The organism is Parvibaculum sp., from assembly GCF_035511255.1.
GTDB lineage: Bacteria > Pseudomonadota > Alphaproteobacteria > Parvibaculales > Parvibaculaceae > Parvibaculum.
The window spans coordinates 1-16,116 of sequence record NZ_DATKFR010000199.1; the positions used below are offsets into that span (position 1 = coordinate 1).

14 protein-coding genes and 1 tRNA gene are annotated in these 16,116 nt (G+C 64.0%); 11 read left to right on the forward strand and 4 right to left on the reverse strand.

The features are described 5' to 3' along the window. The 3 genes from VMR03_RS07510 to VMR03_RS07520 form a co-directional block, all read left to right on the forward strand. Nucleotides 1-650: aspartate/glutamate racemase family protein (locus VMR03_RS07510; protein WP_325403812.1), on the forward strand; the 650-nt coding region annotated here is incomplete at its 5' end. Between the two features lie 66 nt (nucleotides 651-716). Continuing rightward, nucleotides 717-1,067 (forward strand): cupredoxin domain-containing protein, encoded by a 351-nt coding sequence (locus VMR03_RS07515; protein ID WP_325403814.1) that lies wholly within the window; start codon nucleotides 717-719, stop codon nucleotides 1,065-1,067. A gap of 16 nt (nucleotides 1,068-1,083) precedes the next feature. Continuing rightward, nucleotides 1,084-2,658: an FTR1 family iron permease gene (locus VMR03_RS07520; protein ID WP_325403816.1), complete on the forward strand. Its 1,575-nt coding sequence runs from the start codon at nucleotides 1,084-1,086 to the stop codon at nucleotides 2,656-2,658. A 30-nt stretch (nucleotides 2,659-2,688) separates the two neighbouring features. Here VMR03_RS07520 and VMR03_RS07525 read toward each other — a convergent pair whose 3' ends face one another. From VMR03_RS07525 to VMR03_RS07535, 3 genes are all read right to left on the reverse strand, one after another. Then, complete coding sequence (locus VMR03_RS07525; RefSeq protein WP_325403818.1) at nucleotides 2,689-3,396, reverse strand: alpha/beta hydrolase; 708 nt, start codon at nucleotides 3,394-3,396, stop codon at nucleotides 2,689-2,691. 72 nt (nucleotides 3,397-3,468) lie between these two features. Next, complete coding sequence (locus VMR03_RS07530; RefSeq protein ID WP_325403820.1) at nucleotides 3,469-4,440, reverse strand: cation diffusion facilitator family transporter; 972 nt, start codon at nucleotides 4,438-4,440, stop codon at nucleotides 3,469-3,471. Beyond that, nucleotides 4,440-4,772 (reverse strand): ArsR/SmtB family transcription factor, encoded by a 333-nt coding sequence (locus tag VMR03_RS07535; RefSeq protein WP_414693156.1) that lies wholly within the window; start codon nucleotides 4,770-4,772, stop codon nucleotides 4,440-4,442. Before VMR03_RS07535 ends, VMR03_RS07530 begins: the two co-directional genes overlap by 1 nt. Before the next feature lie 126 nt (nucleotides 4,773-4,898). Here VMR03_RS07535 and purT point away from each other — a divergent pair, with 126 nt between their 5' ends. The 8 genes from purT (at nucleotide 4,899) to VMR03_RS07575 (ending at nucleotide 13,704) form a co-directional block, all read left to right on the forward strand. Beyond that, complete coding sequence (gene purT, locus VMR03_RS07540; protein WP_325403822.1) at nucleotides 4,899-6,098, forward strand: formate-dependent phosphoribosylglycinamide formyltransferase; 1,200 nt, start codon at nucleotides 4,899-4,901, stop codon at nucleotides 6,096-6,098. Nucleotides 6,099-6,209: 111 nt separating this feature from the next. Then, nucleotides 6,210-7,169 (forward strand): LysR family transcriptional regulator, encoded by a 960-nt coding sequence (locus tag VMR03_RS07545; protein ID WP_325403824.1) that lies wholly within the window; start codon nucleotides 6,210-6,212, stop codon nucleotides 7,167-7,169. 469 nt (nucleotides 7,170-7,638) lie between these two features. Further along, nucleotides 7,639-8,679 carry a rod shape-determining protein gene (locus tag VMR03_RS07550; protein WP_325403826.1) on the forward strand — a complete coding sequence of 347 codons (1,041 nt, stop codon included), beginning with the start codon at nucleotides 7,639-7,641 and terminating at the stop codon, nucleotides 8,677-8,679. A gap of 59 nt (nucleotides 8,680-8,738) precedes the next feature. Continuing rightward, nucleotides 8,739-9,878 (forward strand): rod shape-determining protein MreC, encoded by a 1,140-nt coding sequence (locus tag VMR03_RS07555; RefSeq protein ID WP_325403864.1) that lies wholly within the window; start codon nucleotides 8,739-8,741, stop codon nucleotides 9,876-9,878. Next, nucleotides 9,878-10,411, forward strand: a complete 534-nt coding sequence (gene mreD / locus VMR03_RS07560) for a rod shape-determining protein MreD (RefSeq protein WP_325403828.1) — start codon at nucleotides 9,878-9,880, stop codon at nucleotides 10,409-10,411. The genes VMR03_RS07555 and mreD overlap by 1 nt, the downstream gene beginning before the upstream one ends. 19 nt (nucleotides 10,412-10,430) lie before the next feature. Beyond that, entirely contained in the window at nucleotides 10,431-12,305 is a 1,875-nt protein-coding gene (gene mrdA / locus VMR03_RS07565; RefSeq protein ID WP_325403830.1) for a penicillin-binding protein 2, read from the forward strand. Continuing rightward, complete coding sequence (rodA, locus tag VMR03_RS07570; RefSeq protein ID WP_325403832.1) at nucleotides 12,305-13,453, forward strand: rod shape-determining protein RodA; 1,149 nt, start codon at nucleotides 12,305-12,307, stop codon at nucleotides 13,451-13,453. Before mrdA ends, rodA begins: the two co-directional genes overlap by 1 nt. A gap of 175 nt (nucleotides 13,454-13,628) precedes the next feature. Beyond that, nucleotides 13,629-13,704 (forward strand) — tRNA-Lys (locus tag VMR03_RS07575). A gap of 34 nt (nucleotides 13,705-13,738) precedes the next feature. Here VMR03_RS07575 and VMR03_RS07580 read toward each other — a convergent pair. Continuing rightward, nucleotides 13,739-16,099: a TonB-dependent receptor gene (locus VMR03_RS07580; protein WP_325403834.1), complete on the reverse strand. Its 2,361-nt coding sequence runs from the start codon at nucleotides 16,097-16,099 to the stop codon at nucleotides 13,739-13,741. Nucleotides 16,100-16,116 lie beyond the last annotated feature (17 nt).

A 16,116-nucleotide genomic window follows, 5' to 3' on the forward strand; every position in this document is an offset into this window, starting at 1 on the left:
CCGTCCATATCGAAACCTTCGACGCCCTCGGCCGGGAGATCGCCCCGCATCTGAAGCTGAAGCATGCGGTGCGTGAAGACCTGCTCGCCGCCGCCGAAAAGGCCGGCCGCGTGACGACGGCGCTGGACATCAGGACGCGCGAGGCGCTGACGGCCTTGGCCGAAGGCGGCGCGAGCGTCGTCGTCTGCACCTGCTCGACGCTGGGCACCTCCGCCGAAGCGGCAAACGAAGACGCGGCGGTCCCGATCCTTAGGATCGACCGGCCGATGGCCGACCTCGCCGTACTGCAAGGCCACCGCATCGGCATCGCCGCCTGCGTGCCCGCGACGGTCGCCAATACCGAGGCGCTGATCGCCGAATCCGCGAATGCCGTCGGCCGCGACTTCGAGCTCGAGACCTTTCTCTTCGACGACATCTGGATCTCGTTCCGGGAGGGCCGGCTCGACGACTATTACGCGGGGATTGCGTCGCGTATTGCCGATGTGGCGAAGGGGGTCGACGTGCTGGTCCTGGCGCAAGCCTCGATGGCGCCGGCCGCGGCCCTGTGCCAGAACCTGCCCGTCCCGGTCCTGTCGAGCCCCCGGATCGGCTTCGAAGCGGCGGCGAGGCTGGCGCGCGAGGGTGGAGCGATGCGGCGAAATGCTCGTTGACAGGACTTGCGAATGATTATCAAATACCGCCGAACTCAACCCGGGTCACGCGAGACATATAAGAAGATGAGCAAATTTCTGGCGACGGTCGCTGCCGCGACCGCGATTTTCGTCGTGGCTTCAGGCATGATGGGCGGGGCGCGCGCCGAAGAGCCCGCAACCTTCGAGATCAGGATCAAGGATCACAAATTCGATCCGGCCGAGCTCGAGGTTCCCGCCAACACCGAAATCAAACTTGTCGTGAAGAATCTCGATCCGACGCCGGAGGAGTTCGAGTCCTACGAACTCAACCGCGAGAAGATCATCGCGGGCGGCGGGCAGGGCATCTTCTATCTCGATCCGTTGAAGCCCGGCACCTATCCCTTCTTCGGCGAATTCAATCAGGCGACGGCGCAAGGCAAGCTTATCGTCAAGTAAGAGTCAGGACCGAAGAATGCTTGCGACCCTCGTCATCGTCTTCCGCGAAGTGATCGAAGCGGCCTTGGTGCTCAGCATCGTCGCGGCCGCGACCAAGGGCGTCGCGGGCCGCAATCGCTGGCTCGTGCTCGGCGTTGCCGGCGGTCTTGCGGGCGCGGCGCTCGTCGCCGCCTTCGCGGGCACCATCGCCGGCATGCTCGAAGGATCGGGCCAGGAAGTCTTCAACGCCAGCGTGCTCTTCGTCGCCGTCGCCATGCTCGGCTGGCACAATGTCTGGATGAACAGTCACGGTCGCGAGCTCGCCGCCGAGATGAAGGCCGTCGGTCACGACGTCGCGGTCGGCACCCGCCCGCTCTATGCGGTGGCGATCGTGGTCGGCATGGCGGTGCTGCGCGAAGGTTCCGAGGTCGTGCTCTTCCTGTACGGCATCGCGAGCGGCGGCGTCGGCGCGTCGGGACTTCTGATCGGCGGTGCGGTCGGGGTGGTCGCCGGCGCGGCGCTCGGCTTCGCACTCTATTTCGGCCTCCTCAATCTATCGACGCGCAGGCTCTTCTCGGTGACGAGCTGGCTCATCCTGCTGCTTGCCGCCGGCATGGCGGCGCAGGGCGCGAATTATCTCGTGCAGGCCAACATCCTGCCGTCGCTCGGCCGGTCCATCTGGGATACGTCCTGGCTGCTGACGGAACAGAACATCTTCGGCCAGCTCCTGCATACGCTGATCGGCTACACGGCCCGTCCGTCCGGCATCCAGCTCGTCTTCTATGTCGGCACGCTCGTCGTCATCGGCGGCGCGATGAAGATTTACGGCGGTGCTTCCAAGCGGACGGCGGGCGGCATCGCGGCCTGCCTTCTCTGCGGTTTCGCCATCGCGGCGTCCGCGCCGAGCGGCAAAGCCGAGGCAGCCGACCTCAAGGTCTATTCGCCCTATGTCGAAAAAGGCGAGGTCGAAGTCGAGTATCTGGGTTCCCGCTCCTTCGATGGCGACGCTTCAAAGAACAACGAACAGGTCCACAGGGTCGGGCTCGGTTACGGTGTCACCGACTACTGGTCCACGGAATTCAACGGCGCCTGGAAGAAGGATGCGGGCGGCACGACGCATTTCGACGCGACCGAATGGGAAAACATCTTTCAGTTGACCGATCAGGGACGCTATTTCGCCGATTTCGGCCTGCTCGTGGAATATGAGCATGTCCGGGACCGCGCCGGCGATGCCGACGAACTGGCTTTCGGGCCGCTCGTCGCCAAGGAAATCGGCCAGACGACCAACACGATCAACGTCATTCTGGAGCGCCAGCTCGGCGCGCATGCGGAAGGCGGCGTCGGTCTGACCTATCGCCTGCAGAGCCGCTGGCGTCTCGACCCCTTGTTCGAGCCGGCGGTAGAAGCCTATGGCGAGTTCGGCCGCATCAACAATTTCGATCCGCATGACGAGCAGCAGCACATGGTCGGCCCGGCCGTGCAGGGTGCGCTCGACCACCTCGGCCCGTTGCCGGGCAAATTGCGGTACAATGTCGGCTATCTCTTCGGCGTCACCTCCGGCACACCGGACGGTACGCTGAAGACGGTGCTCGAATACGAGCTGTTTATCTGACGCCGCTCGCCAGCCAGCGCCCGTCCACCATCAATAAAAGTACGAATGAAATCCCGAGCGGTCGAAGGGCTTCCATTGCCCTTCGGACTGGGAAAGCCTGTCCGCGATCGCCCAGAGGACGAGCGGATTGACACCCATGCCGATATGGGTGGCGTGAACCTCGATATTATCTGTCTGCGGACCTTTTTGCTCGAGGCAGGCCTCCCAGGGCACCACGCCGTCGCTCTTTGAATAAATGGCGGTGCAGGGTACGGGCGGCGCGGCGCGCAGGCGCTTGGCGAGTTCGGGGTCGTAGCTGCCGTCCATCCGGTAGCCGGCGCCGAAGGGGCTTGCGAGCGTGATGACCTGCCGGACGAGCGACGGCTGCTCGCGCGCAAGCTCGCGGGCGTAGATGCCGCCGAGGGACCAGCCGACGATGCTGACGCGACGCTGGTAGCGATCCGACAATTCCCTGAAGCGGTCGCGCACGCCCTGCCGGATTTCGAGGCTCGGGCCCCAGTTCATGCCGAGCTTCCAGGGATGAACCTGATAGCCGAGCGTCGAGAGATAGCGCCTGAGCACGACCGTAGATCCGTCGGAGGTCAGCATCCCCGGCAGCACGAGCACGGGATGGCCGTCGCCACGCGGCGCCTGCATCAAGGCGGGGAGCGCGGGAAGCATCGAGCCGAGCTCGAGGAAGATGCGTAGCTCGCCGAGCCGGGAAAACAGGCTCGGCTCTTCATGCGCGGAAACGGACATGGAAACCCCAGGGATTACGCAGGGACGCAGGGACGGCGCGGTCATGGTAGCGCAGCCGCGCCGACGGGTCACTTAATGTTGTTTTTCACCGCAATCATTGTGGTGGCCATCCGCGCAGGCGCCTTGCTCGATCTGCACCGTCGCGTGGCCGATGCCGAAATGCGAGCCGAGCCGCGCCTTTATTCCCGATAGCGCGGCGTGGGCGTCGGCACCGTCCACAAGATGCGCGTGCAATGTGACGAGCGATTGTCCGGGCGTCAGCGACCAGGCGTGGACGTGATGCACGTCGGCGACGCCGGCGACGGTCTTCACCAGATCGGCGGCGATGGCGTCGGGATCGAGGCCGTGCGGCGTGCCTTCCATCAGGATATGCGCCGAATCCCGCGTCACCTTCCAGGCGCTGCGCAGGATGAGCAACGCGACGAGAACGGAGAGCATCGGGTCGATCGGCATGAAGCCGGTGAAGAGGATGACGATGGCGGCGGCGATGGCCGCGACCGAACCGAGCAGATCGCCGAGCACATGAAGCGCCGCGCCCTTGAGGTTGAGACTGTCGCCGGCGCCATGCAGCATGAAAAAGGAGAGGATGTTGACGGCGAGGCCGCCAATGGCGACGACGAGCATCGGGCCGCCGAGCACGGGCGACGGCTCCGCAAGGCGCATCGCGGCCTCGAAGATGATCCAGGCGGAGAGCGCGAGCATCGCGACGCCGTTGAGAAAGGCCGCGAGGATCTCGGCGCGGTGCCAGCCATAGGACCGCTCGTCGTCCGCCGGCCGCTTCGCGAGACGCACGGCGATCCAGGCGAGCGCCAGCGCACCCGTGTCGGTGAGCATGTGCCCCGCGTCGGCGATCAGCGCCAGCGAGCCGGAAAGGATGCCGCCCGCGGCCTCGACGATCATGAAGCCGCCGGTGAGCCAGAGCGCGATCAGCACCCGGCGCTCGTTGCCCGCGCCATGGGCGTGCCCGCGATGGTCGTGCCCGCGATGGTCGTGTTCGTGGCCATGATGCCCGTGACCGTGTTCGTGATGATGCGTGGCCGACATTATTCGGGCTCCTCGTTCACATGCGCGACCATGTCGGCGATGACATGGCGCACATGCGCGTCATGGATGCGGTAGAAAATCTGTTTGCCACGCCGTTCCGCGGTCACGAGACGGGCGGCGCGCAGCAGCCGCAGATGGTGGCTGACGAGAGAAGGAGAGAGGCCGAGCCTGTCGGCCATGTGCCCAACCGATTGCGGGCCCGCCAGCGTCTCGATGACGATCCTGAGCCGGCTCGGATCGCCGAGCAGGCGGAACATCTCGGCAAGCTCGATCGCCTTGTCGTCGGACAGTGTCGGTCCGGGCGCGGTGTCGGTCTGGGCGAGCAAGGTCACGCCTCTCACATATGAACAGATGTTCATATGTAGTAGGATGAGTTCGACCAGTCAAGCCCGTCGTCCCGACGTCTACCTTGTGCTACATGGCCGCCATCGACTTTCAGCCCAACCGGGGGATATTCCATGCGTATCGGCACACCGCTCACCAAAGGCGCGACGCGGGTCATGCTTCTGGGTTCCGGCGAGCTCGGCAAGGAGGTCGCGATCGAGCTTCAGCGCTACGGCGCCGAGGTGATCGCCGTCGACCGCTATGCGAATGCCCCGGCCCAGCAGGTCGCCCATCGCGCCCATGTGATCCAGATGACGGACGGGGCGGCGCTGCGGGCGCTGGTCGAGAAGGAGCGCCCGCATCTGATCGTCCCCGAGATCGAGGCCATCGCGACGGACGAACTGGCGAAGATCGAGGCCGAGGGGCTCGCCGAGGTGATCCCGACAGCGCGAGCCGCCCAGCTCACCATGAACCGCGAAGGCATCCGCCGGCTCGCCGCCGAGGAACTCGGGCTTCCGACCTCGCCTTATGCCTTCGCCGCCAGCGCGGAGGAACTGAAGGCGGGGGCGGCGAAGGTCGGGTTTCCCTGCTTCGTGAAGCCGGTCATGTCGTCTTCCGGCAAGGGGCAAAGCTATGTCGAGAATGCGGAGGCGGTGCAGGCGGCCTGGGATTATGCGATGTCGGCCGGCCGCGTGGAGCGTCAGCTCGTCATTGTCGAGGGGCGCATCGATTTCGATTACGAGATCACCCAGCTCACGGTCCGCGCTCGTGGCGCCTCTGGCGACATCGAGACGCAGTTCTGCGCGCCGGTCGGCCATGTGCAGGTGAAGGGCGATTATGTCGAGAGCTGGCAGCCCCAGGCCATGAGCGCGACGGCCCTCGCCCGTGCCCGAGACATCGCGAAGAAGATCACCGACGCGCTGGGCGGCCGGGGCATATTTGGGGTCGAGCTCTTCGTGAAGGGGGACGACGTCTGGTTCTCCGAAGTGAGCCCCCGGCCGCACGATACGGGCCTCGTGACGCTGGCGAGCCAGGTTCAGAGCGAATTTGCGCTCCATGCGCGGGCGATCCTTGGTCTGCCGGTCTCGACGGAGCTGGCCGCGCCAGGCGCCTCGGCGGTCATCTATGGCGGGCTGGAGGAAGAGGGCATCGCCTTCGAAGGGCTCGACCGGGCGCTGGCCGTGCCGACCTCCGAGGTCCGGCTTTTCGGCAAGCCGGAATCCTTCGCGCGTCGCCGCATGGGGGTGGCGCTGGCGTGCGGCGCGGATACGGATGAGGCGCGGGTGCGGGCGAAGGAGGCGGCGTCCCGGGTGAAGCCGGTGTCCACCCGGTAGCGATCTTGCAAAATCGCAGGATATTTTTCGTCATCATCCATTTCATGCATCACCAGACCTCGCTATCCTGATCCCGCGCAAGATAGACTTGCGCAGATTGGGTGATGGATAATGGACTGGGACGATCTCCGCTACTTTCTGGCGGTCGCCGGAGCAGGAAGCCTCTCCGGCGCGGCCCAGCAGTTGGGCGTCAATACGACCACCGTTCTGCGCCGGGTGGCGTCTCTGGAGGACGATCTCGGTGCCCGGCTCTTCGAGCGCGAACGCACCGGCTACCGGCTGACAGCGGCCGGCGAAAAGCTCGTCGAGGCTCTGGAGCCCGTCGACAGGCGGCTTTCCGCCCTTCCCAGGGACTTTGCGGCCTCCGGGTCGGGGAGCGAAGGCGCCGTTCGCCTTGCCGCCAGCGAGGTCCTGGCGGCCTCCCTGATCGCGCCCGAACTGCCGGCCTTCCGGGCGGCCCATCCGGGCCTTGAGCTGGAATTGATCACCGATCCCCGCGTCGCGGCGATCGGCGCCGTGCCCCGCATCGGCAATCCGCTGCGCGACGTCGATGTGGCGCTGCGGGCGGCGCGGCCGACCCAGGGCGACATGCTGATGCGCAAGGTGGGCGACATGGCCTATGGGCTCTATGCCACGCCCTCCTATCTCGCAGCAAAGGGGCGTCCCGGGCAGATGTCCGACCTCGCGGAGCACGACGTCATCGGATTTCCGCGCGGCGAGACGCCTTTAGGTCCAGTTTGGTGGATGTCGCGCGCCGAAAAATCCTCCCGCGTGACCTTCCGTTCATCGAGCGCGGCCGCGCGGGCGGAAGCCGCGCGCCATGACCTCGGCCTGACGGCGCTGCCATGCCTCATCGCCGACCGTGACAGGACGCTTGAGCGTGTCTTCGGACCGGATCTCCTCGGCGCGCTCGAATTATGGCTGATGGCGCGCAACGACCTCGCTCAGCTTGCCCATGTGAGAGCGGTTATGGAGTTCCTCGTCGAAGCGGTGAAACGTCATCGCGCACCTCTCGAGGGTCGTTCGCACGAGGTCACCGAGCTTCCCTCCAAACCCTTGAAAAGCCCCTGAAATCAAGTCTTTTTCGTTGCGCCTGCCGCGGCTTTCGGCGTACAAACCACGAGCTGTCGCGCGCGGCTGAACCGGATTTCGGGGAGGGCGATTCGTTGCGGCTTGCGGCGCGCTCGAAAAATGGCATGTGTTTCGCGGCATGGGCGACATCCCGGCCAGCATCAGCAAAAAAACGGGTAGGCGGGATGGCCCTGAAGGTCGGAACGGGCAGGAGAGCGGGAAAGACTGCCCTCATGTCCTTCGTTCCGGCGTCGCGAATGGCGGGTGCGGGGGGCGCGCTTATTCGTACCCGGACGATCGAGGGGAGTTCCGCTCTGTTAGATGTCTCGATCCCGTGTCCGATCGTTTTGCCGGTTCGGGCGGACGGCGTGTTAACGAATTAGCCACCATAAGTGAAGACACTCTCAACCGTCGGCGGACGACATTGACTGCAAACCGGCCGACACACCGTTAAAGGACAAGAATAGACATGCTTTCCGGTCTGCTCGGCATGTTCTCCGCCGATATGGCAATCGATCTCGGCACGGCGAACACCCTCGTCTACGTCAAAGGCAGGGGCATCGTTCTCAATGAGCCTTCGGTGGTCGCCATCATCGAGAAGGGCGGAAAGAAACAGGTTCTCGCCGTCGGCGATGAGGCCAAGCAGATGCTTGGCCGTACGCCCGGCAACATCCAGGCGATCCGCCCGATGCGGGACGGCGTGATCGCGGATTTCGAGGTCGCGGAAGAAATGATCAAGCATTTCATCCGCAAGGTTCACAACCGGCGCTCCTTCGCCAATCCGCAGATCATCGTCTGCGTGCCATCCGGCTCGACGGCGGTCGAACGCCGCGCCATTCAGGAATCGGCGCTCTCGGCCGGCGCGCGCCGCGTCTATCTGATCGAGGAGCCGATGGCCGCGGCGATCGGCGCGGGGCTTCCCGTGACGGAGCCGACCGGCTCGATGGTCGTCGATATCGGCGGCGGCACCACGGAAGTCGCGGTTCTCTCGCTGGGCGGTATCGTTTATGCGCGCTCGGTGCGCGTCGGCGGCGACAAGATGGACGAGGCGATTATCGCCTATATCCGCCGTCACCATAATCTTCTCGTTGGCGAAGCTTCCGCCGAACGCATCAAGAAAGAAGTCGGCTCGGCGGCGATCCCGTCGGATGGCGACGGCATGACGATCGAGATCAAGGGTCGCGATCTCATGAACGGCGTGCCGAAGGAAATCAGGATCGGCCAGCGGCAGATCGCCGAAAGCCTCGCGGAACCCGTCGGCGCCATCGTCGAGGCGGTGAAGGTCGCGCTTGAGGCGACGCCGCCGGAACTTGCGGCCGACATCGTCGACAAGGGCATCGTGCTGACGGGCGGTGGCGCGCTGCTCGCCAATCTCGATCAGGTTCTGCGCGACGAAACGGGACTTCCGGTTTCGATCGCCGACGACGCGCTGTCCTGCGTCGCGCTCGGCACGGGCAAGGCGCTCGAGCACATCAAGACGATGAAGCACGTTCTTTCTTCGGTATACTGAGTACGGGCAAAAGTTCCGCATGGGCGGGCTGAGAGGGTAGCGGAAGCAGTATCTTGGCGATGGATCCGAACCGGTCAGCAGTGCCGATCCGCGAAATTTCGAACCGGATCTCACTCGTCTTCATGCTGACGCTGGCGGCGGCGCTGCTGCTGCTCGGACGTGCCGAGACATATGTCTTCGACCGGGCGCGCCAGGTCGTCACCGATCTCGCCGCTCCGCTCCTCGAAATCGCTTCGCGGCCCGTCGCCGCGGCCCGCCATGTCGTCGAGCGCACCGATGAATACGCCTATGTCTTCGACGAGAACGAGCGCCTGCGTGCCGAGAATGCGCGCCTTCTTGCCTGGAAGGAAGCGGCTCTGAAGCTCGAGTCGAAAGTTGCGCGCTACGAGGCGCTTCTCAACGTTCAGATCGATCCCGACATCAAATATGTGAGCGGCCGCGTCGTCAGCGACAATGGCGGCCCCTTCGTCGACACGGTGATCGTCAATGTCGGCAGCACCCAGGGCGCCAAAAGCGGCGACGCCGTCGTCGACACGGACGGCCTCGTCGGCCGTATCGTCGCAACCGGCGACAAGGCGAGCCGCATTCTCCTGCTGACCGATCTGAACAGCCGCATTCCCGTCGTCATCGAGCCCGCGCATTACAAGGCCGTGTTGGCGGGCGACAATACGGACTGGCCAAAACTCGAATACCTGGCCGTGACGGGCAGTGTTTCTCCGGGCGACCGTGTGGTGACCTCGGGGGATGGCGGGCTCATTCCGCCCGGACTGCCTGTCGGCCTCGTCATCCAGACCAGCGACGGCTTCCTGCGCGTACAGACATTCGCCGACCGCGACCGCCTCGATTTCGTGCGCGTGCTCAAATACGAGTTCCCGAGCAACATCCAGAGGCAGGACCCGCCGGCCGTTCTGCTCGGGCCTCCGGCGCAGCCGAAGCCCGTCGAACAGGTGAAGCCCGCCGCGACCATTCCCGGCGCACCGAAGCCGGCTACGCCGCCTGCCGCCGAAGCGGGGACCCGCCCGGTGAAACCCGCCGCTCAGCCGTCGAAGAAGCCCACCACAGCCGCCGCGAAGCCCGCGCCTCAAACGCCCGCCGCGCAGCCCCAGGCCGCGCCGACCGTACAGCCGGGGCAGATGCAGCCGGTGCCTGATGTCGAGGACGCGACGCCCGGTACGGAAGACACGCCGGGGGTCGAATAATGGCCCGGCTTGACCCCTACACACCGACACCGGCGGCGCGCGCGGGACGCATCGTCATGACGGTGCTTCCTTTTGTCATGGGCCTTGTTTGTGTGCTGCTGTCCTTCGTGCCCGTCGGCCGCGTTTTCGGCACGTCGGTCATGCCGGCCTTTGCGTTGATGGCGATCTATTACTGGGCGATCGTCCGGCCCGAAATGTTTCCGGTCTATGCCGTTTTTCTGGTCGGTCTCGTCTCCGATCTATTGTCGGGCGGACCTATAGGACTCTGGGCCTTCGCCTATGTGCTGACCTATATCATCGTCCTGACGCAGCGGTTTTTGATCGTCAACGCGCCGTTCTCCGTCTTCTGGCTCGGCTTTCTGGTCGCGGCGGCTTTTGTCGGCGTGATTGGCTGGGCGGCGGCGTCGCTTTTCTACGGCATGTTGCTGCCGGCGCGGCCGATCGTCTGGCATCTCTTCGTCACGGTTGCGCTGTTCCCGCTTTTTGCCATGATTTTCGGGCGCATCGAGCGCCGCATTCTTCCGTCGGGTTAGGAAGGATCGGGGGCGACACATGCAGGTCGATGGTAGAGACAACTCCCGATACAAGACGTTCACGCGCCGGGCGATGATCCTTGGCGGTGGACAGGCGGCCGCCTTCGTCGTGCTGGCGGGCCGCATGTATTACCTGCAGGTTCTGAAGACCGACGAATACCGGATGATGGCCGAGGACAACCGCATCAGCGTCCGTCTTCTCGCGCCGCTCAGGGGCCATATCGTCGACCGTTACGGCTCGGTGCTTGCGTCAAACCGGCAGAATTATCGCGCCGTTCTGGTTTCCGAACAGACATCCGATGTCGGCGACACGCTCGACAAGCTCTCGCGCATCGTCGCGATTACGCCCTACGACCGCAAGAAGATCATGCGCGACATCTCCCGATCGCCGCGCTTCATGCCGGTGACGGTGGCCGAAAATCTTACCTGGGAACAATTCGCGCAGCTCAACATCAACGAACCCGATCTTGCGGGTGTGCAGCCCGACGTCGGCGAGACGCGGCACTATCCTTACGGGATGGAACTCGCGCATGTCGTCGGCTATGTCGGCGCCGTCTCCGACAAGGACATGGAGGCCGCGACCGACGAGCAGCCGCTTCTGCGGTTGCCGGGCTTCCGCATCGGCAAGAGCGGCATCGAGAAGACCTACGACATGCAGCTTCGCGGCACCGCGGGCGCGAGCCACGTCGAGGTCAACGCCTATGGCCGCGTCATCCGTGAATTGTCGAAGGACCCCGGCAAGCCTGGCGACGAGGTGGTGCTGACGCTCGACATGGGCGTTCAGCAATTCGCCTGCGACCGGCTCAAGGAGGAATCGGCGAGCGCCGTCGTGATGGATATCCATACCGGCGACGTGCTGTCCTTCGTCTCGACGCCAGCCTTCGATCCGAACGAATTCAACATGGGGCTCAGACAGGATCAGTGGGACATGCTGGTTCAGAACCCTTACAAGCCGCTCACCAACAAGGCTCTGGCGGGTCTCTATCCGCCGGGCTCGACCTTCAAAACCATAACCGCGATCGCCGCGCTGGAAGCGGGCGTCGATCCCAATCGCACCGTGAACTGCAATGGCAAATATGCCCTCGGCAACCATCTCTTCCATTGCTGGAAGAAAGAGGGCCACGGTTCGATGGATATGCACAATGGAATCAAGCATTCCTGCGACGTCTATTTCTACGACGTCGCCAAGCGTATCGGCATCGATGCGATCGAGAAGGTCGCCAAGCGGTTCGGTCTCGGCGAGACCTACGATTTCGAAATTCCGGGCGAGAAACGGGGCATCGTCCCGAGCCGCGACTGGAAACGCGCTACCACGGGCGTGAGCTGGCAGCAGGGTGAGACCCTCATTACCGGTATCGGTCAGGGATTCCTGCTCACGACGCCGCTTCAGCTCGCCGTCATGGCCTCGCGCCTCGCCAATGGCGGCTATGCCGTGAAGCCGCGGTTGACCAGGGCCATCGGCGGCGAGCTTCTTCCCGTTCCCCAGCCGCCGAAAATAGACGTCGATCCCGAGCATCTGAAGATCGTGCAGGGCGGCATGAACGGCGTGTCGAACGAGCCAGGCGGAACCGCCTTCCGCTCGCGCATCACCGAGGTCGGCATGGAACTCGCGGGCAAGACGGGCTCGGCGCAGGTTCGCCGCATCAGCATGGCCGAGCGCGAGGGCGGGGTGCGCAAGAACGAGACGCTGGAATGGCGTTTGCGCGACCACGCGCTTTTCATCTGTTTCGCGCCGGTCGACGAGCCGAAATTCGCGATGTCGCTGGTGATCGAGCATGGCGGTTCCGGCTCAGGTGCCGCAGCGCCGGCGGCGCGCGACATCATGCTCGAGGTCCAGAAACGCAATCTGGCTCGTCCGCAGGCCGCGGCAAGCGGCGATAAGGAGGAGGGCTGATGTTCGATCTGCGCCGCTTCACAGGTCGCGAAATGCGCCTTGGCGACAAGCTCCTCGAATTCAACTGGGGCTTCCTGCTGCTGCTGACCGTGATCTCGTCGATGGGATTCGCGATGCTCTATTCGGTCGCGGACGGCAGCTTCTCGCCATGGGCGCTGAAGCAGATGGTCCGCTTCGTCGTCGGTGTGGGTATCATGATCGTCGCGGCGGTGATCGACCTTCGCCTGTGGATGCGCGTCGCCTATCCCATGTACGCGGTGGCGCTGGTTCTCGTCACCGCGGTCGATATCGTGGGCTTCAAGGGCATGGGCGCGCAACGCTGGCTCAATCTCGGCATCATCCAGCTCCAGCCCTCCGAAATCATGAAAGTCGCCATTTTGCTGGCTCTGGCCCGCTATTTTCACGGGCTGACGCTCGAGGAAACCTCGCGCATAAAAAACCTCATCGTGCCGCTGCTTCTCGTCGTGGTGCCCGTGGGCCTTGTTGTGAAGCAGCCCGACCTCGGCACGGCGATCCTGCTGACCGTCTCCGGCGTGGTGCTTTTCTTTGCCGCCGGCCTCGCCTGGCGCTATTTCATTTTCGGCGGAGCGGCGGTTCTCGCCGCGATTCCGGTCATATGGGACCGGCTCCACGACTATCAGCGCAATCGCGTCTTCACCTTCCTCGACCCCGAACGCGATCCCCTGGGCGCGGGCTATCACATCCTTCAGTCGAAAATCGCGCTGGGATCCGGGGGTGTCTTCGGCAAGGGCTTCATGGCCGGCACGCAGGCGCATCTGAACTTCCTGCCCGAAAAGCAAACCGACTTCATCTTCACGATGTTGAGCGAGGAGCTTGGCTTCGTCGGCGGGTTGACGCTGCTCGCCTTCTATTCGGTGGTGCTGATCTTCTCTTTCAGTGTCGCCATACAGTGCCGCAACCAGTTCGGCCGCCTGCTGGCGCTGGGCATCGCCGTGATGTTCTTCTTCTATGTCTTCATCAATACCGCGATGGTGATGGGGCTTCTTCCGGTGGTCGGCGTGCCGCTGCCCCTCGTGTCCTATGGCGGCACGGCCATGCTGTCGCTGATGTTCGCCTTCGGTCTGCTGATGAGCGTCTACGTCCACAGGAACGTCGAAATCGCCCGCAGCCCCAGCGCCTTCTGGTAGGCGCGGGGCCGCGCGGCGGAGGCCCGGAGAAGGCCGAAATCCGCGCTGGCGAAGAACGACGATAAGGCCGCTGGACAGGCCCTTCAGGCTTTGCTATTAGCAGCGCTCTCAATCGGGATTTGGTGGTCCCTGAGACCCGCGGCCCTGTCCGTGACTACGGACGACGGCCCTCGGCGGGCGCATAGCTCAGTTGGTAGAGCAGCTGACTCTTAATCAGCGGGTCCTAGGTTCGAGCCCTAGTGCGCCCACCAAACTTTCCCCGAAACTCCATGAGCCATTCCGCGGTCAGCCGCCGCCGAATCGGTAGGTCAGTTCGACGCCGAACATGCGCGGCGCGCCGTAGATCGACGACACGGTGCCGACGGTGCTTTCCAGTGCATTGGCGCCGACCTTGTAGGTCTTGTCGGTCACATTGCTCATGAAGACGCCGAGATCGGCACCGCTGTCGAACACGCCGCGGACGTCGAGCCGCATGTTCAACACGCCATAGCCGTCCTGATAGGCGTCGGGCTCGAGATCGGCGAAATCCGAAAACCAGACCTTGCTCTGACGAAAATAGGTCGCGGTCATGACCGGCGTGCCGAAAGGACGCTGCTGCATCGTATAGGTACCGGTGATCGCGAATTTATGCGTCGGCGTATAGGCGAAGGGTACGGAGTTGTGCGTGCCGCTGAACGTCTCGAACTTCTGGTAGTCCGTCTCCGTATACGAATAATAAAAGTCGAGATCGAGCGCCTCCGTCAACGCCAGGGCGGAACTGTACTCAAGGCCCGCGATGGTCGCCTTCGCGCCGTTGACCGTCATCACGACCGGCAGGCTCGTCGAGGGATTGCAGGTGAGCACCGATCCCGTGCTGATCGCGCCGGTGGTCCGGTCGACACAGGCGAAGTCGTTTTTCTGGATGTTCTTGTACCAGCCGTAATAAATCGCAACGTTGCTGCGGCCATGCAGACCGAAGAGCCGCCAGTAGCTTTTGGCGCCCAGTTCGACATCCGTCAGATATTCGGGATCGAATTTCGAGTAGTCGATCGGTGTCGTCGGCGCGCCCGCGTTGAAGCCGCCGCTCTTGTAGCCGCGCCGCGTCGTCGCATAGAGGAGAAAGCGGGGCCCGACCTGATAATTCGCCGCGAGCGTCCATGTCGGCGCGCTGAAATTCGCGCCGGCTCCTGATCCGTTGGGCAGCGGATAGGGACAATCGGACGGCGCGGTCGCCGTGCATTCATAGGTATCCGGCGTCTTGCGCTCATAGGTGTAGCGCCCGCCCGCCGTGAACGAGAGACCTTCGAGCAGGGCGGAGAGATCGTAGGTGGCCTGGGCGAAGATCGCATTCGACTCCGTGCGTGAATTCGTCGTCTGGTAGACCGATCCGCCGATGGTGCCGAAATTGACGCGTGACGTTTCGGCGTAGCCGCCCGGTCGGTCGAGCTCGTGATAATAGCCGGCGATCCAGGACAGCTTTTTGCCGAAGGACTCGCCCTGAAGCTGCGTTTCATTCGTGATCTGGAGAGCATTGGTCTGCCAGCCGCGCGTATCGACGATATTGAGCGCCGGAAAGATCGAGCCGTCGTAATCGAAGGAAGGCTGCTCCTTGTCGCTGCGATAACCGAAAATATTCCGTATACGCAGAATGTCGGAGAACTCGTAGCTCGCAATGTCGGTGACGCCCCAAAGCTCGGTATGGTTGAACAGATAAGTGTCGAGCGCGACCGCGCGCGGCTCCATGGCGTTCTGGGCGGCAAGCCTGTCTTGAATCGTCGAACCCGGCGGCTGAAGAAGCGGTCCGTAGAGCAGGGCGGCGGCTGAATTCGGCGCCACGGCGGTGAGGATCGAGGAGGTGCCGTTGTTGTTGCTTCTGTAGCTGTCGACGAGAAGATAGTTTTCAAAGCCATCCACCGGTCGGGCGGTCAGCCCGATGCGGAAGGCGTTTCGATCCTCGTCGTCGAGCTTGCGGTTGTAGGTGAGATCGTCCGTGAAGCCATCGCGCGTCGTCACGTCGCCGGCCACGCGCAGCAGCAGCTTGTCCTTCACGATCGGCACGTTGAGCGCGCCTTGCAGCGACCGCAGGTCGTAATTGCCGCCGGTCGCGGTCATATATCCGCCGATCTCGTTCGTGGGCTTCTTCGGCTCGAACAGGACCGCGCCGCCCGTCGTATTGCGGCCGAAAAGCGTCCCCTGCGGGCCGTTCAGCACCTGCACGTTTTCGAGATCGAAATAGACGCCGGGCCCACCGGCATTGAAGGGCACTTCGGCGAAATAGGTTTCGACGCCGGGATCCGCGCCACCGAACGGCTGTCCCTGGCCGCGTATCGTGAAAACGTCCGCGTCGCGCTGGCCGAGATTGCCTGAAATGTTGAGCGACGGAGCGATGTTCTGAAGGTCGAGCGAGGACTTCACACCGCGCGCATTCAGGTCGTCGCCGCTCAGCGCGGTGACGGCGACGGGGATGTGCTGCGGGTCTTCCTTGCGCCGGCGCGCGGTGACGACGATCGCTTCGACCGGGTCGGCTCTGGCGATCGTGACGGGCGTTTCGGGGGAGGGCGCCGCCACGTCGCCGCTCGCGGTCGGAACGGTCTCCTCGGCGGCAGTCGGCGAGAACACGGCGGCCGTCATCGCCGATATGCAGACAAGCAAGAACACACGCGTCATCGGCAACTCCCCCCGAA